Annotated in this window: 15 protein-coding genes; 7 read left to right on the top strand and 8 right to left on the bottom strand. The window is 71.3% G+C overall.

Annotation, left to right across the window (positions count from 1 at the left end):
- The 4 genes from J5X86_RS38795 to J5X86_RS38780 form a co-directional block, all read left to right on the top strand.
- A partial coding sequence (locus J5X86_RS38795) for a beta-ketoacyl reductase (protein WP_208521352.1) occupies window positions 1–880 on the top strand: 880 nt, incomplete at its 5' end.
- Window positions 881–976: 96 nt separating this feature from the next.
- Window positions 977–1,732 carry an arylamine N-acetyltransferase gene (locus J5X86_RS38790; RefSeq protein WP_208521351.1) on the top strand — a complete coding sequence of 252 codons (756 nt, stop codon included), beginning with the start codon at window positions 977–979 and terminating at the stop codon, window positions 1,730–1,732.
- Between the two features lie 66 nt (window positions 1,733–1,798).
- Complete coding sequence (locus J5X86_RS38785; RefSeq protein ID WP_208521350.1) at window positions 1,799–3,025, top strand: LLM class flavin-dependent oxidoreductase; 1,227 nt, start codon at window positions 1,799–1,801, stop codon at window positions 3,023–3,025.
- Between the two features lie 29 nt (window positions 3,026–3,054).
- The gene (locus J5X86_RS38780; protein ID WP_208521349.1) at window positions 3,055–4,251 is read left to right on the top strand and encodes a cytochrome P450; all 1,197 of its coding nucleotides are present in this window, start codon (window positions 3,055–3,057) and stop codon (window positions 4,249–4,251) included.
- Here J5X86_RS38780 and J5X86_RS38775 read toward each other — a convergent pair.
- From J5X86_RS38775 to J5X86_RS38760, 4 genes are all read right to left on the bottom strand, one after another.
- Window positions 4,233–4,925 carry an alpha-ketoglutarate-dependent dioxygenase AlkB gene (locus J5X86_RS38775; RefSeq protein WP_208521348.1) on the bottom strand — a complete coding sequence of 231 codons (693 nt, stop codon included), beginning with the start codon at window positions 4,923–4,925 and terminating at the stop codon, window positions 4,233–4,235. The genes J5X86_RS38780 and J5X86_RS38775 overlap by 19 nt on opposite strands.
- Window positions 4,926–4,955: 30 nt before the next feature.
- The gene (locus J5X86_RS38770; protein ID WP_208521347.1) at window positions 4,956–5,684 is read right to left on the bottom strand and encodes a 2OG-Fe(II) oxygenase; all 729 of its coding nucleotides are present in this window, start codon (window positions 5,682–5,684) and stop codon (window positions 4,956–4,958) included.
- A 120-nt stretch (window positions 5,685–5,804) separates the two neighbouring features.
- A complete protein-coding gene (locus J5X86_RS38765) occupies window positions 5,805–6,311 on the bottom strand; it encodes a methylated-DNA--[protein]-cysteine S-methyltransferase (protein ID WP_208521346.1) in 507 nt (168 codons plus the stop codon).
- A 141-nt stretch (window positions 6,312–6,452) separates the two neighbouring features.
- A complete protein-coding gene (locus tag J5X86_RS38760; RefSeq protein ID WP_208521345.1) occupies window positions 6,453–9,134 on the bottom strand; it encodes a SpoIIE family protein phosphatase in 2,682 nt (893 codons plus the stop codon).
- A gap of 181 nt (window positions 9,135–9,315) precedes the next feature.
- Here J5X86_RS38760 and J5X86_RS38755 point away from each other — a divergent pair, with 181 nt between their 5' ends.
- Window positions 9,316–10,245: a S1 family peptidase gene (locus J5X86_RS38755; protein WP_208521344.1), complete on the top strand. Its 930-nt coding sequence runs from the start codon at window positions 9,316–9,318 to the stop codon at window positions 10,243–10,245.
- Window positions 10,246–10,383: 138 nt separating this feature from the next.
- Here J5X86_RS38755 and J5X86_RS38750 read toward each other — a convergent pair whose 3' ends face one another.
- Both J5X86_RS38750 and J5X86_RS38745 read right to left on the bottom strand, forming a co-directional pair.
- Entirely contained in the window at window positions 10,384–11,436 is a 1,053-nt protein-coding gene (locus J5X86_RS38750) for an NAD(P)/FAD-dependent oxidoreductase (protein WP_208521343.1), read from the bottom strand.
- 54 nt (window positions 11,437–11,490) lie between these two features.
- A complete protein-coding gene (locus J5X86_RS38745) occupies window positions 11,491–13,032 on the bottom strand; it encodes a PepSY domain-containing protein (RefSeq protein WP_208521342.1) in 1,542 nt (513 codons plus the stop codon).
- 215 nt (window positions 13,033–13,247) lie between these two features.
- On the opposite strand from J5X86_RS38745, the gene J5X86_RS38740 reads away from it, so the two are divergent.
- Both J5X86_RS38740 and J5X86_RS38735 read left to right on the top strand, forming a co-directional pair.
- Window positions 13,248–13,943, top strand: coding sequence for a hypothetical protein (locus tag J5X86_RS38740; protein ID WP_208521341.1), 696 nt, complete (start codon window positions 13,248–13,250; stop codon window positions 13,941–13,943).
- 183 nt (window positions 13,944–14,126) lie between these two features.
- On the top strand, window positions 14,127–14,759 hold the full coding sequence (locus J5X86_RS38735) for a sigma-70 family RNA polymerase sigma factor (RefSeq protein ID WP_374229336.1): 633 nt from the start codon (window positions 14,127–14,129) through the stop codon (window positions 14,757–14,759).
- A 124-nt stretch (window positions 14,760–14,883) separates the two neighbouring features.
- Here J5X86_RS38735 and J5X86_RS38730 read toward each other — a convergent pair whose 3' ends face one another.
- Both J5X86_RS38730 and J5X86_RS38725 read right to left on the bottom strand, forming a co-directional pair.
- Window positions 14,884–15,648, bottom strand: a complete 765-nt coding sequence (locus J5X86_RS38730) for a permease prefix domain 1-containing protein (RefSeq protein WP_243982554.1) — start codon at window positions 15,646–15,648, stop codon at window positions 14,884–14,886.
- Window positions 15,645–15,986, bottom strand: a complete 342-nt coding sequence (locus J5X86_RS38725; protein WP_174893918.1) for a PadR family transcriptional regulator — start codon at window positions 15,984–15,986, stop codon at window positions 15,645–15,647. Before J5X86_RS38725 ends, J5X86_RS38730 begins: the two co-directional genes overlap by 4 nt.
- Window positions 15,987–16,005 lie beyond the last annotated feature (19 nt).

Genomic DNA, 16,005 nt, shown 5'->3' with positions numbered 1-16,005 from the left:
GGCGTTGACGCCGGAGCGTATGGACGCGGTGTTCCGGTCGAAGGTGGACGGGGCGCTTCATCTGCATGAGCTGACCCGGGATCTGGATCTGTCGGCCTTCGTGCTGTTCTCCTCCGCCGCCGGCACCCTGGGCAACGCGGGGCAGGGCAACTACGCCGCCGCCAACGCCTACCTCGACGCGCTCGCCCAACAGCGCCGGGCACAGGGACTTCCCGCCGTGTCCCTGGCCTGGGGCATGTGGCAGCAGGCCGCGGGAACGGGCATGACCGGCCGCCTCGGTGATGCCGACCAGCGCCGGATGACACGCGGCGGTGTGGCCCCCTTGTCCCCGGCCGAGGGCATGGAACTGTTCGACGCCGCGCTGCGTACGGCCGAGCCCACGGTCCTCCCCATCAAGCTGGACCGTGGTGCGCTCCGGGCCCAGGCCGCCGACGGGGCGGTGCCGCCGCTGCTGCACAAACTGGTGCCACCGGCCCGGCGAGCCGCTCGGGCCACTACGGACGAGGAATTGGTGACCGGCAGGCTGGCCGGGGCGACCCCCGAGGAGCAGGAGCGGATTCTCCTCGGCATGGTCCAGCAGGAGGCCGCCCGGGTCCTGGGCCACTCGGCGGCGGCCACGCTCGACCCCGATGTGCTGTTCACCGAGATCGGCCTGGACTCCCTGATGGCGGTGGAACTCCGCGATCGCCTGGCCAAGCGCACCGCGCTGCGGCTGCCTCCCAGCTTTGTCTTCGACCACCCGACTCTCCGGATGCTGGCCCGGCAACTGCGGGATGAGCTGGAGAAAGCCGATGCGGACGGTCCCCCCGAGGCCGCTCCCGCCCCCGGAGCCGTCCGGGACCCCGAATCCGCCCCCGCCCCCGGAGCCGCCCGGGGGTGAGTCCGACACACCCCGCCCGGTTCAGCCGAGCCCGCACCCACCGAAGCGGCAAAAAGCGGCGAAAAGCGGCAAGCAGCGGCAAGAAAGGGATCGCACATGTTCAGCACGGACACGTACCTGGCGCATCTGGGGTTTACCCAGCCGCCCGCCCCCACCCTGCCGAACCTGCGGCAGTTGCACCGCAGCCATCTGATGGCGGTCCCCTACGACACCAACCACACGCACCGCCTCAGCGCTGAGAACATGGCCGACATCGATATCGACAAGGCATTCGAGGCCATTGTGCCGACCGGCGCCGGTGGCATGTGCCTGGAGCTGAACACCCTGTTCGCCCGGCTGCTTCGCGAGCTGGGCTATGACCTGGACGTCATCAGCGGTGGCACCTATCTGCCCGGTGACATCTTCGCCCCCGATCCCGAGCACATGCTGATGCTCGTCCGTATCGAGGGGCAGGAGTGGCTGGCCGACGTGGGGCATGCCGGTCTCTGCTTCATCGAGCCGCTGCGCCTGTCCGAGGAGGTGCAGTGGCAGTACGGCTGCGCGTTCCGGTTGATCCGGCGGGACGGCTATCTCGTACTGCGAGCCAAGACCCTGGAGCACGACTGGCGCACCACCTACCGCTTCACCACCGAGCCCAGGACCTATGACGCCTGGGCCGGGGTCGGTGACGGCGACGGCCCGGCCATCCTGGCGGCGATGCGCCGGCGCCGGCGCGTCATCGACAAGGGGCAGGTCTTCCTCACCAACAACATGTTCACGATCGTGGAGGACGGCCATGAGAAGGTCACCCTCCTCGTCGATCCGGAACAGCGCGCCCAGGTGCTCGACATGTACTGGGACGGTCGCGACTGACCGAGCCGGTGCCGCCATCCCCGTCCCGGCCCGCGGCCGACGACCAGCAGATGAGAGTGATGCGCCATGAAATTCGGTTTGCTGTACGGGGCGCAGCTGCCCCGACCCTGGACCCAGGACTCCGAACACCGCCTGTTCAACGACATGTTGGACGAGATCGAGCTGGCCGACCGGCTGGGCTTCGACCACGTGTGGTGTCCTGAGCACCACTTCCTGGAGGAGTACTCGCACATGTCCGCGCCCGAGGTGTTCCTCGGCGCGGTCAGTCAGCGCACCAGCCGCATCCGCATCGGCCACGCGGTCGCTCTGATGCCGCCGAAGTTCAATCCGACGGCCCGGGTCGCCGAGCGGATCGCCACGCTGGACCTCCTCTCCGACGGGCGGGTGGACTTCGGCACGGGCGAGTCCACCACCCCCACCGAGCTGGGCGGGTTCGGCGTGGAGCGCTCCGGCAAACGGGACCAGTGGGCGGAGGCGGTGGACGCCGTGGCCCGTATGTTCGTCGAAGAGCCCTTCGCTGGATGCGAGGGCAAGTACGTTTCCGCTCCGGTCCGCAATGTGCTGCCCAAGTCCCGGCAGAAGCCACATCCGCCGATGTGGATGGCCTGCGGAAACCGGGACGCGATCCGCATCGCGGCCGCCAAGGGGCTGGGCGCGCTGAACTTCTCCTTCTTCGGACCGGCCGAGACCAAGACGTGGGTCGACGCCTACTACTCGGGCATCGAGTCGGCGGACTGCGTACCCGCGGGGTTCGCGGTCAACGCGCAGATCGCCGCGACCATTCCGATGTTCTGCCACCAGGACGAGACCACCGCGGTCGAACGCGCCGTCGACGGCGTTCAGTTCTTCAACTTCGGCCTCGGCTTCTACGCGGGCTTCGGCACCGCCGCACCGGGCCGCACCCGGCTGTGGGAGGAGTTCCAGCGCGACCGTGACAAGCACGGCATGGGCCGCTCCTCCTTCGGCAGGCCCGGTATGCCGCTGGGCAATCCGGCCCGGGGCGCGGTGGGCACTCCGCGCCAGATACGCGACTTCCTGCGGCTGCACGAGGAGGCCGGGCTGGACCAGGCGATCTTCCTCGTCCAGGGCGGTGGCACCCGGCACGAGCACATCTGCGAGTCGCTGGAGCTCTTCGCCAACGAGGTGATGCCCGAGTTCAAGGAGCGCGATGAGACCGCCGAACGGCTGAAGGCGGCCCGGCTCCGGCCCGCCATCGATGCCGCCATGGCCCGGCGCGAGCCGCCACGGACGGCCGATCCCGACTACATCATCCCCGCCCGTAGCCAGAGCTGACACCCACAGAAGGAGAACCCGATACCGCCATGGCTGACACCTCCGAAGAAGAACTTCGCATCCTCGACCCGAAGACCGTCGCGGACGAACTGCGCAAGCACGGCCCGCCGCGGCAGATCACGATGCACGGCACCACGGCGTGGCTCGTCTCCCGATACGACGAGGTCCGGGACTGTCTCGGACACCCCGGCATGAGCCCGGCCGCCGCCTACGCCGCCTCCCAGGGGCAGACCACTCCGGTGAGCGGGCTGTTCGAGGACACGCTGCCCGGCACCAATCCGCCCCAGCACACCCGGTTGCGCAGGCTGCTGGCCAAGGCGTTCACGGCCCGCAGGGTGGAGAGCCTGCGGCCACGGGTGCAGGAGATCACCGACACCCTGCTGGACCGGATCGCCGTCGACGGCCAGGCCGATCTCGTCACCGCGCTGGCCATCCCGCTGCCCATGCAGGTGATCTGTGAACTCCTCGGCGTGCCCATCGCCGACCGCACCGAATTCCACCAGTGGGCCGACCTGATGCTCACGCCCCCGCTGGACCCGGACACCGCCGCACGTTCCCAAGACGCCGGCGCCAAGCTGTGGACGTATATGGAGGACCTCGCCGAGGCCAGGCGGAAGGCCCCGGAGGACGACCTGATCAGCGATCTGATGTCCGCACACGAGGACGACCGGCTCAGCCACCGCGAAGTGGTCGCCACCGCCCGGATGATGCTGATCGCCGGATACGAGCTGACCGGCAGCTTCATCAGTAACGCGGTCTTCTCCCTGCTGTCCCAGCCGGACCAGCTGGAGCTGCTGCGCAAGGACCCCGAACTGGCCGGGCGCGGCCTGGAGGAACTGCTCCGGCACGCCGGGCCGGGCATCCTCGTCGTGCGTTTCGCCAACGAGGACGTGGAGATCGGCCCCGTACAGATCCGCGCCGGCGACCAGGTGCTTCTGGACATGGACGCCGCGCACTCCGACCCGGCGCACTTCACCGACGGCGAGCGGCTGGACCTGACGAGGGATTCCGGCATGCATCTCCAGTTCGGCCATGGCATCCACTACTGCATCGGTGCGCCGCTGGCCAGGGTGGAGGGGCAGATCGCCTTGGAGAGCCTGGTCCGGCGGTTCCCCGGCCTGCGGTTGAGCGTTCCCGCCTCCGAGATCAGCCACAGCAAGAACCCGTTCATCCGCTCGCTGACCGCGCTCCCCGTCGAGTTCGAGGCTCAGCGGCCCGAGGGGTGATCGCTGAACGACGTCGGATCGGCCAGGCCGGTGACCCGCATGGTGATGTTCAGCCGTCCGGACCTCAGTCCGGTGGCCGGGTCGCCGGTTCCGGGCAGGATCTTGGGGACGGCATGGTAGGCGTAGCGGGAGGGGCCTCCGAAGACGAACAGATCCCCGGAGCCGAGTTCGAGATCGGTGTACGGCTTGGTACGGGTCTCGGTGTTGCCGAAGCGGAAGACGCAGCTGTCTCCGATGGTGAGCGAGACCACCGGGGCGGAGGACCTCTCGTCCTTGTCCTGGTGCATGCCGAGTTTCGCCTGGGCGTCGTAGAAGTTGATGAGCGCGGTGTCGGGGGTGTACCCCTCACCGGCCGTCTCGTCGTCGTATGCGTCGGCCAGGGCACAACGGCCCAACTCGACCATCCAGTGCGGGAATTCGGCGACCCGGGCGCCGTTCACATCATCGGCGGTGCGGGTGTACGCATAGGGCTGCCAGTGCCACCCGATGCACACCGTCCGCACCGACATGACGCCCCCGCGCGGCAGCTTCGTGTGTCGGATCGGGACCGGGCCGGTGGCCCAGCCCCGGCAGGCGATGACCAGCTCCCGCTGCTGTTCGAGGGTGAGCCAGCCCGGCACATGGACGGCGCCGGGGGCCACCTCGAGGCGTGGGCGGGGGATCAGGGCGTTCATACGGGGTTCTCCGCGGGCGGGTTGGCGATGTCAGGCCGCGTCGTGGAAGACCAGGCCCAGTGCGTGGCGGCGCCCGGAGCGCACCGTACTGACCCCGTGCCGCATGACACCGGCCGACCAGCCGCGCTTGGTGGCCACGGGGCGGTCACGGGTGGTGAAGATCAGCCCGTGGCCCTGCTGGAGTACGGCCGTGGTGCCCCGGGACTGGGCGCGGGGCCGCTGTTCGACCAGCAGGAACTCCCCGCCCGTGTAGTCCGTGCCGTACGCGTCCAGCCCGATCACCACCTGAAGCGGAAAGAGCATGTCGCCGAACACGTCCCGGTGCAGGGCGTTCCAGTCGCCCGGGCCGTATCGCAGCAGGATCTGCGCGGAGCGGTCCTGTCCGGCCTCATGGCACATGGCCAGCCACTTCTCCAGGCTGTCCGGCCAGGGCGCCGGGCGGCCGAGCCGCTCCGCCCAGTCACGGGCGATGGTCAGCAGCCGCGGATAGAGCGCGGCGCGCAGCTCGGCGACCGGCTCGGGCAGGTCATGGGTGAAGTAGCGGTACTGACCGGAGCCGAAGCGGTGGCGGGCCATATCGATCGTGCTCCTGAACCGCTCGTCCCTTTCATAGAGCCCGGCGATACGGGCGCACTGGGCAGGGGGCAGCAGCCGTGGAGTGAGCGCGCACCCGTGGCTGTCCAGCTCTTCGGCCAGCTCTGGCCAGTCAGCCGCGGCCACGCGCTGGTGGAGGCGTGCGGTGTCGGTCGTGGTGCTCATCGGTGTTTCTCCGGGATCGTGCTCATCGGTGTTCTCCGGGATCCGGGAAGGGTGCGGTGCGGCCCCGACCGGTGGGTGCGAGGCCCGGGGTGCGAGGCCCGGTGGGTGCGAGGCCCGCGCTCAGGCGCTCTGGAGGGCGCCTTCGTGGACGAGGAGTCGCTGCTTGCGCTCCAGCCCGCCCGCGTAGCCGGTCAGCGCGCCAGTGGCGCCGATGACACGGTGGCAGGGCCGTACGACCAGCAGCGGATTGCGGCCGATCGCGGTGCCGACGGAGCGAACCGCCGTGCGCGGGGCGCCGATCTGCCGTGCGATGTCGCCGTAGCTGACCGTCGTGCCGTACGGAATGCTCTCCAGCGCCTGCCACACCCTGCGCTGGAAGTCCGTACCGCCCTCGACGCACTGGATGTCGAACCGGATGCGCTCGCCGTCGAAGTACGCGCGTAGCTGGGAGATGATCTCGGTGAATGCCTCGGCATCCTCGTTCCAGCCGTCCTGGACGACGGCCCCGCCCTTCTGGCCGGGCACGGACAGGGAAACCAGCGCGGTGCCCCCGGGCGCGGTGGCGGACCTCTCGCCCACCAGCAGCAGCTCGCCGAGCGGGCTGTCGATCGTCGTGTGGACCGTCATGGCCGTGGTCCCTCTCTTCTTCTCGCTGTTCTGTCGTGCGCTGCTCCCAGCATGCGTCTTCAGGCAGCGGAAAGCTGGCGGGATTCGGACATGGTGTTTCCGGTGCCGGGCGCCGGGCGCGCGGCGCGCGGCTCCCCGGCGTCAGCGGCCGTCCAGGGCCGTCTCGGCCCAGATGACCTTGCCGTACGGGGTGTAGCGGGTACCCCAGCGCTGGGCGAACTGGGCGACGAGGAACAGCCCGCGCCCGCCCACGTCGGTGGTCGCGGCCCGCCGCAGATGGGGCGAGGTGCTGCTGCCGTCGGAGACCTCGCAGATCAGGTCGCGCTCGCGCAGCAGCCGTATGCGCACGGGAGGTGTGCCGTACCGCAGGGCATTGGTGATCAGTTCACTGATGATCAGCTCGGCCGTGCACACGGCGTCCTCCAGGCCCCACGTCCGTAGTGTCCGGGCGCAGGCGGCGCGGGCCGGGGCGACCGCCGCCGGGTCGAACGGCACATTCCACTCGGCCACGTTGTCCGGGTCGAGCAGGCGGGTGCGGGCCACCAGCAGCGCGACATCATCGCTCGGACGGTCCGGAAGCACGGTGTGGAACAGGCTGCGGCAGGTCTCGTCCGGGCCGAGGTCCGGCTCGGCCTTGAGGGTGTGGCGCAGCAGGTCCAGGCCGGTGCCGGCGGTTCGACCGTGGCCTTGGAGGAGACCGTTGGTGTACAGCACCAGGCGGCTTGTGGCGGGCAGCGAGAGGCTGACCGCCTCGAAGGGCTCTCCACCCCGGCCCAGGGGCGGGGAGGCGGGCATCGCGGGGATGTCCACGGAACCGTCCGGGCGGGTCAGGACGATGCCCGGATCGCCGGCCCGGGCCAGGGTGCAACGGCCCGACACCGAGTCGTAGATCGCGTACAGGCACCCGGCGCCGGTGATCCGGCTGCCCCGCGAGTCGGCGTCATGCTCCAGGTCGAGACGGGTGACCAGCTCGTCCAGATGGGAGATGAGCTCGTCCGGGGGCAGGTCCAGGGCCGAGAAGTTCTGCACCGCGGTGCGCAGTCGGCCCATGGTGGCCGCGGCGTGCACACCCTGCCCGGGCACCTTCCCGACGACCAGCGCGACCCGGGTGCCGGGGAGGGGGATCACATCGAACCAGCTTCCGCCCACCGCGCCCTGCGCGGGCAGATAGCGGGACGCCACCTCCACGGCGTCCTGATCGGGCAGACCGCTGGGCAGGAGGGTGCGCTGCAGGGCGGCGACCATGGCGTGTTCATGGGCATAGCGGCGGGCGTTGTCGACGCATACGGCGGTGCGCACGGCCAGCTCCCCGGCGATCGCCAGATCCGCTTCGTCGAACGGCTCGGCGCGCCGGGTCCGCCAGAAGGTGGCCAGGCCGAGGGTGACGCCGCGGAAGCGCAGCGGGACGGTGATCAGTGAGTGGACCCCGCGGTCGAGGAGGTGCCGGGCCTCGGCACCGTATCCCGCCGGCCATTCGGTGGTGCCGGTCAGATCGGCCTGGAGGACGGCGGCTCCGGCCTGCACGGCCCGGCTCTGCGGTGTGGCGGATGCGTAGACGACCCGCTCGCCCACGCGGAAGACGGGGGCTTCGGGGGGAACCCCGCCGACGGCGGTCCGGTGCGGTGCCAGGGGCTCGTACGGCGGCTCGGGCTCCTCGCCGCGCAGGACGGGTTCCAGCAGCTCGACGGTGGCGATGTCGGCGAACCGGGGGACGGCCACGTCCACCAGCTGCTCGGCGGTGCCCGTCAGCTCCAGGGAGGAGCTGATCCGCACCCCGGCGTCGGACAGCAGCTTCAGCCGCTCACGGGCCTCCTCGGCCCGGCCGGACAGCACCCGCAGTGCGGTGGTGTCCCTCAGCGTCACCACGCTTCCGGCGGGATCGCCCGCACGGTCCGTGGACCGCATATTGACCACCAGTAGCCGGTCCCCGCAGGGGTGCACCTCGTCCGTGACGCGCCGTCCCGACGTCAGCAGCTCTGTCAGGTGCGGTTCCAGGCCGAGCTCGCCGATGTGCCGCCCCTCCGCGTCCGGAGCCAGCCGGAGCAGCCCCCGGGCCTCGTCATTGACCAGCAGCAGCCGCCCGTCCTCCGCCAGGACCAGCACCCCTTCGCGGACCGAGTGCAACACCGCGTCATGGTGTTCGTACATCCGCCGCATTTCCGCGGTGCCCAGGCCGTGGGTCTGCCGCCGCACCCGCCCGCTCATCAGCGCCGTTCCGCCCGTGGCCAGGGCCAGCGCCCCGGCGCCACTGCCGAGCAGCAGCGGCAGCCGGTGGTACACCGCGCTGTTCACGCTCTCGACCCTGACCCCGACCGACACTCCGCCGATGAAGGCCCCGTCGGCCTTGGTGACGGGGACCGCCGAGACGACGGACGGGCCCTGGCTGGCCCGGAAGGTCTCCGTGATCGTCTTTCCGCTCAGCTCGTCCCGCACCAGCCCGGCCGGTCCGACGATCCGCTTGCCGATCAAGGGCCTCTCGGGGTGGGTGAGGCGGATGCCATGAGTGTTGAACACCACCACGCTGTCGACGCCGGAGCCCTTCCGCGCCGCCTCCGCATGGGACTCCAGCTGCGGCGTCGGCTTGTCGTTGCTGATGGCCCGGGCCATTCCGGGGGAGTGCGCGAATGTCTCGGCCACCGCGAGGGATCGTCGGCGAGCGTCGAGTGTGCCGTGTTTATGGGCATCCGCCGCGACGGCCACCACCGCGGCGGCCACCAGAACCAGGGTCAGCAGAAGCTGCAGGATGAACGCCTGCCCGGCGACGCTCCACACCTTCGACCGGGGCCCCAGCCGACTCCGGGTCGCACGAGCGTATCGGCTCATAACGGCATTTATAACATCCTGCTCGTCGTAGGCGAGAAGTAGAGTGCGACATCGTTTTGATCGATCAATGTGCTGATCAAGGGCGGTTTTCGACGACCCGGGAAGGTGGGTTACGCGTCCGCCCGGACGCGGGCACAATGAGGCGGCTGGACCAACTGACGGCCTTTTCAAGGAGGTTCGGGTGAGAACAGCACGCCGTACCAGGAGACGTGGTCGGCTGATCGCCGCGATGTCCGGTCTGTTCGCCACGGCAGCCCTCACGACAGTCGGCACGAGCGCGGCCGCTTCCTCCGCGTCCACCGCCCCGTCCACGCCCCCATCCCCATCCCCGTCCACGTCTGTGTCGACGACCGTGTCCGCTGCCGCCTCGGCCGTGGAATCCCTGGATGTCCCGGGCACCGCCTGGACCGTGGACGAGCGCACCGGAACGCTGCGTGTCCTCGTCGGCTCCACGGCCCGGGGGGCCGACCTGGCCAGGCTCGACCGCACCGCCGAGCGTTTCCGCGGCGCCGTCACCGTCGAGCGGCTGGAGGGTCCGCTGCGGACCCTCCTCTCGGGTGGCGACGGGATCTACTCCTCCATGGGGATCCGCTGCTCCGCGGGGGTCAATGTGCAAAGTGGCGCCACGTATTACTTCATCACGGCCGGCCACTGCACCGATGGCAACCCCACTTGGTACGCCGACTCCGGTGCGACCACCCCGGTGGGCCCGACGAACGGCACCAGCTTCCCGGGCAATGACTACGGCGTCGTCCGGTACACCAACACGGCCGTTCCGCACCCCGGGACCGTGGGAACGGTCGATGTCACCGGGACCGCCACCGCCCACGTCGGCCAGCAGGTCTGCCGCCGGGGGGCCACGACCGGTGTCCACTGCGGTCAGGTCACCGCGCTCAACGCGACCGTCAACTACGGCGGCGGTGACGTCGTCTCCGGCCTGATCCAAACCAATATCTGTGCCGAGCCGGGCGACAGCGGCGGTCCGCTCTACGCGGGCGACAAGATCATCGGCATTCTCTCGGGCGGCTCCGGGGACTGCTCCTCCGGTGGCACCACCTTCTACCAGCCGATCCAGGAAGTGCTGAGCGCCTACGGCCTCACCGTCTACTGACACCGCCTACCGGCCACCGCCTACCGGCCACCGCCTACCGGCCGCGGCGGCCCTGTGGCGAGTCGCCGGGCCGGGACCGCCCGCCAGAGGTCCCGGCCCGGGCGACGGAGGCAGCCGGTGGCCCGTGAAGAGCCGCCGTCACAGGCCGTGGCGGCGGTCACCCAACACCGCTTCGCAGACCCGCGATTCCATCTCCGGAGAGAACGGCACCTCGCCGCGGGCCCGGGCGGCGACGGCCTGGCGGGTCTCCTCGGCGATCAGATCCGCGTTGATCTGGGCCGCCGCGACCGCGCCCGCCGCCGCGGCGCCACCGACCTGGGCGGCCAGATCGGTGACATTGCCCGCGACCCACACCCCGGGCACCTCGGTGCGGCCGGTCGCGTCGGACGGGATGTGCTCACCGCCACCACTCGGATGTTCCACCGCCCGCAGCCCGAGCGCCGACAGGAGGCCGGTGCGCGCCACCATCCGCGACGCGACGGCCAGTGCCTCGCGCTTGACCACGCTGCCGTCGGTCAGCCGCACGCCGACAAGGCGGTCATCGACGATCTCCAGGGACGCCACCTCGCCGTCCACCACGCGGATGCCACGAGCGGCCAGCTGCTCCGCCTCCTCGCCGGCCGGCGACGGCAGGGTGTGGGAGAAGAAGGTGACATCGTCGCTCCACTGACGGAACAGCAGCGCCTGGTGCACCGACAGCGGCCCGCTCCCCAGGACGCCGATGGCCTGGTCACGGATCTCCCAGCCGTGGCAGTACGGACAGTGCACCACATCCCGGCCCCACCGGGACCGCAACCCCGGGACGTCCGGCAACTCGTCGACCAGCCCGGTGGCCAGCAGCAGCCGGCGCGCACGGACGCTCCGGCCGTCGGTCAGGGCCACCTGGAACCCGGTCTCCTCCCGGGCGACGGTGCCGACCTCGCCGGACACCACCTGACCGCCATAGCCGCGGACCTCGGCCCGGCCCCGCTCCACCAGCTCGGCCGGCCCGATCCCTTCCCGGGCCAGCAGTCCGTGCACCCCCGAAGCGGGGGCGTTGCGCGGGGCGCCCGCGTCGATCACCACCACCGACCGCCGCGCCCGAGTCAGCATCAGCGCCCCGCTCAGCCCCGCGGCGCCACCGCCGATCACCACCACGTCATAGGTGTTCTTCAGCTCATCGGTCACTTCGACCACCTCCACGGCCACCATGCGAGCTCGCCCACCATGAGCGCAAAGCTTGTTGCCGAGGTGGCAAAGCGATGGTCAGGCGGTGGGGGCGGCGCCGCGCCTGCGGGCGATCTCGCCCGCGACGATGTCGACGGCCAGGAAGGTCCCGAGCGGGATACCGAGGAGGGGCAGGTAGTAGCCGATCACGGCGGTGGCCGCGGCCAGGGGGACGAGGACATACAGCGGTACCCGCCGCCACGCGCCGCGGGGGATCGGGCGGCCGAAGGCGGAGGCGCGACCGCGCTGCCACCACATGCGATAGCCCCAGACGATCAGAAGGATCAGCGCGAGCGCGAGAGCGGCCAGGGCAATCTGATTGACGAGGCCGAAGAGGTTTCCGGTGTGGAGGTCGATGCCCCAGCGGGTGAGCTTGGCGAGCACCGGGTAGTCGGCGAACCGCTGGACGTCGGTCACCTCGCCCGTGGCCGGGTCGACGGCCACCGAGTCCTGCTTCTCGGGCCAGCTCCGCTGGATCTGGCTGACGACATACGCACTGCCCGGCTCGACGGGCGGGACGATCTCGACGGGGTTGTCCAGGTCCTTGGCGCGGGCGGCCGCCAGCACGGTGTCCAGGCCCACATCGGCGCTGTGCCCGGCCGCCTCGCCCGTACCGCCCATGTCCATGCCCGGCATGGAACCGGAACCCATGTGGTGTCCGGCGTGTTCACCGCCGCCGACGGTGGCCGACACGGTCGGGGTGGTCTGGCCGAGAGCGGTGCGCAGGTCCTCCACGTTGGCCCCCGCGTAGGTGGACCAGGTCAGGCCGGTGGCGGACAGGAACAGCAGCCCCAGCGCCACCCACAGCCCCACCGCGCCATGGAAGGACATGGTGCGCTTGCGGCCGGTGGCGGCGCGGTCGGGCAGCGCGACCGCCCGCAGCGTGCGCCTCTTACGGCGACGGCTGAGCCAGAGCACCACACCGCCGAGGGCGATGACCCACAGCCAGCTGGCGGCGAGTTCGCTGTAGAGGCGGCCGGTCTGCCCGAGGTGCAGATCGCGGTGGAACTCATCGATCCAGGTGCGCAGCGGGAGGGCGCCGGTGGAGCCGTACTGCTCCAGCGCCCCGCGCACCTTCCCGGTGTACGGGTCGACGAACACCGCCAATGTGTGGTCGGGATCGACGCCCTTGACGCCGGAGAGCAGCACCCGGGTGGTGGCGCCGTCCTCGGGGGAGGGCCGTACGGCGCTGATCTCACCCTCGGGATGGGCCTTACGCGCGGCTGCCACCTGCTCGGAGATCGGCAGTTCACGGTCGCCGACGGGGACGCGCAACTCGTGGGCGTAGACCAGCTTCTCGGCCTGGAACGATCCGGCGTACAGAAGTCCGGTCACCGCCGCGACCAGCAGGAACGGCGCGACCAGCACCCCCGCGTAGAAGTGCAGCCGCAGCACCAGCGGCCGCAGGCCCGCCCATACGGACCCGCCGGACCCGGAGCCGCCGGACGTGGACCCGGCCCCGGCGCCGCCGGATTCGGCCGTGGCGCCGCCGGACTCGGCCTCGGCGGGGGAGTGTGGCTCCCTGCCGGCGGCATCATCCGGGGAATCGCCCGTGGCGGGGGCGAGCGGTTCAGCGGACATGGACGACTCCTGGCTCGGGGCAACGGCGGGAGGCGGACGCATATCGGGCCGCCGGTTGAGTTGTCGGCCGCACACACGGCTGAGTTCCGGGCATCATCTGTGAACTGGCTCACATGGGCACATTCAGGGGCGGCCCACACGACACGCTTGTCACCGGCGTGATGAAGATTGAGCCGTCGTCACGCGCACCGGCGACGGCTGGCACCATGGCTGCCATGTCCGCCGGGCCACCCTTCCGTCTCGCACGAGCCGCCGTGTTCGCGGCGGTGTGCGTCGTGGTGACCGCGCTCGGGCACACGCTGATGTCCAGCGACGCCCTGCCGGTGTGGGCCGTGGCCGCCGCGTTCGCCGGGACGACGGCCGCCGCGTGGTGGGTCGCCGGGCGCGAGCGCGGAGCGCTGGTCGTGACCGGTGCGACGGTGGTCGCGCAACTCGGCCTGCACATGGCGTTCCGGTTCGCGGAGATGACCGTCGCTCCCGCCGCGGGAAGCGCCATGGGCGACCGGATGCCCGGTATGCGGGACATGGGCGCCGCCCCGATGAGCGGCGGCGCCATGGGCCATATGCACCATGGCGCGGACGCGATGTCCTCCGCCGCCCCGTCGATGAGCCATCTGCCGTGGCCCTGGGCGGGTCCCGGCGGGGCTGGCATGGCCACGGCCCACCTGCTCGCCGCGCTGATCTGCGGACTGTGGCTGTGGCGCGGCGAGCGCGCGGCCTTCCGGCTCGGCCGCGCGCTCGCGGCCCTGCTGTTCGTCCCGCTCGTCCTCGCCCTGCGCATCCTGGGCGCGGGCGCCACTCCGCCGCCCGCATGGCCGTCCGCACCGGCCTTCGCCCGCCGGCCGCGCGGAGTTCTGCTACGGCACGTCATCCTCCGCAGAGGGCCACCGAGGCGGTTCGCCGTCCGCTGAACCGCCCGTCCTTCCCCCGCCCCGACCTGGGGTGAGTGCCGGTTGGCGGGCGGAGTACCGGCGCCTGCCCGGCGTCGGCCCCATCCGTCGGCACCGCCGGCTCCTCGCCGCCCCGCCGCGCCCGCGCGCGGCCGGTGGCGCATGCCGGTGTGCCGTTCACCGCCACCCGAAGGACGTGTGACGATGCCTTCCGCCACGCTGCCCGCCGCACCGATGAGAGCCATGCACGGCTTCACCACCGCGGCGAACGACCGCCAGGTCACCGCATGGGCGCTGGCCGCCCGTGACGGCGACCGCGACGCGGTCGACCACTTCATCCGCGCCACCTACCGCGATGTGCGCCGCTTCGTACTCCATCTCAGCGCCGACCCCCACGGCTGTGAGGACCTCGCCCAGGAGACGTATCTGCGGGCGCTGACCGGGCTCTCGCGCTTCGCCGGCCGCTCATCGGCCCGCACGTGGCTGCTGTCGATCGCCCGCCGGGTGGTCGTCGACCGCTACCGCACGGCCGCCGCCCGCCCCCGCACCCTGGAGTCGGACGACTGGCAGGAGGTGGCCGAACGGGCGCAGCCCGTCGGGCTCCCCGGGTTCGACGAGGGGGTGGCGCTGATGGACCTGCTGGCGGCGCTCGCCCCGGCGCGCCGCGAGATGTTCCTCCTCACCACGGTGCTCGGCCTGCCGTACGCGGACGCCGCCACCGCGACCGGCTGCCCCATCGGCACCGTGCGCTCCCGTGTGGCCCGCGCCCGTGAGGAGATCACCGCACTGCTGGCCGCGGCCGAGAAGGCCGCGGAACCCGTGCGGCTGGTGGGCTGAGCCCAACGACGGTGCGGGACACGGCGGGTGGCGGGCCATCGGTGGCCGCCACCTGCTGCGTCCCGTACGTCACCACCGTCACCCCCCCGCCCGGCCGGTGACGTACGGGGGGTGCGCGCCTCGATCAGTGGCCGGCCACACCGCCGGGAGACGGCGGGGAGGCGAACGCCAGCCGGGCGCACCGGCGGCAGGCGCGGGCCGAGGGAGCCACCACGGCGTGTGACACGGCGGCGAAGGCCCCGGCGAGTGCGAGCAGCGGCCAGTCCGTGGCCAGGAGGGAAGCGACGGCGAGGGTGAGCGTGGCGATCCCCATGGCCACTCCCGCCGTGGTACCGACCCATGCGATGGTCAGGGGCAGCCGGTGCGGTGTGGGCAGCCGACGGGCCAGGGTGCCGGTGACGGCCAGTGCCAGCGCGGCGAGCAGTGCGATGGCGCCGATGACCGCGGTTAGCTGCGTGGCGAGCAGTGCGGCGGTACGTGGCACCAGCCCGCCCTGGCCGTGTGCGGTACTCGAGGTCAGATACCAGCAAGCGGTCAGGAAGGGGGCGGTGAGGGATACGGCCCACGCGGTGTGCCGCGCCTGTGCGATGGTCAGTTCCCGCTGGCAGACGGGCGCGAGTTCCTCCGGCGTCCCGAACTCCCGTACCGCGTCGTCCGCGGCCCGGTCGGGTGCGCTTCCGCCTCGGGTGTGTGCTGCCACGGTCTCGGTCAGACCGTCGCGTATCTCCTCGATCATCCGCGCCTTGGCCCGCGCGGGACCGTGCAGGAGGGCCGTCAGGTCGGCGATGTACACCTCGACGGGATCGGCCTTGATGGGACCAGCCTCGGCGGGATGGGGCTTGATGGCGTGCGCCTTGACGGGATCGGCCTGTCGGCCGTGGGCGCTCATGTGGCGGACCGGGGCTCGGCCCCGGGGGTCAGAACGGAACCGATCGCCGTGGTGAACTCCCGCCATGCGGTGCGCTCCTCGGCCAGACTTCGCCGCCCCGCGTCGGTGAGCTGATAGCAACGCCGTCGTCGCTCGCCGACAGACTCCCAGCTACTGGTCAGCAGCCCGAGCCGCTCCAGCTTGTTCAGCGCCGGATAGATGGTGCCCGTGCGCAGGTCGAGCACGCCTCCGCTGCGCTGCTGAACCGCGGTGATGATCGCGTACCCGTGCAGTGGCCCCTGCTCGAGAACGGCCATCAGCAACCCGTCCAGGTGTCCTCGCACTCTGTCTGCCCTCATAGGTAGGCAGCCTACCTAT

It is taken from the genome of Streptomyces sp. NEAU-YJ-81 (assembly GCF_017592595.1).
In the GTDB taxonomy this organism is placed as follows: domain Bacteria; phylum Actinomycetota; class Actinomycetes; order Streptomycetales; family Streptomycetaceae; genus Streptomyces; species Streptomyces hygroscopicus_B.
Note: the sequence above shows the minus strand (reverse complement) of the source record. Positions and strands in the feature narration are given on the sequence as shown.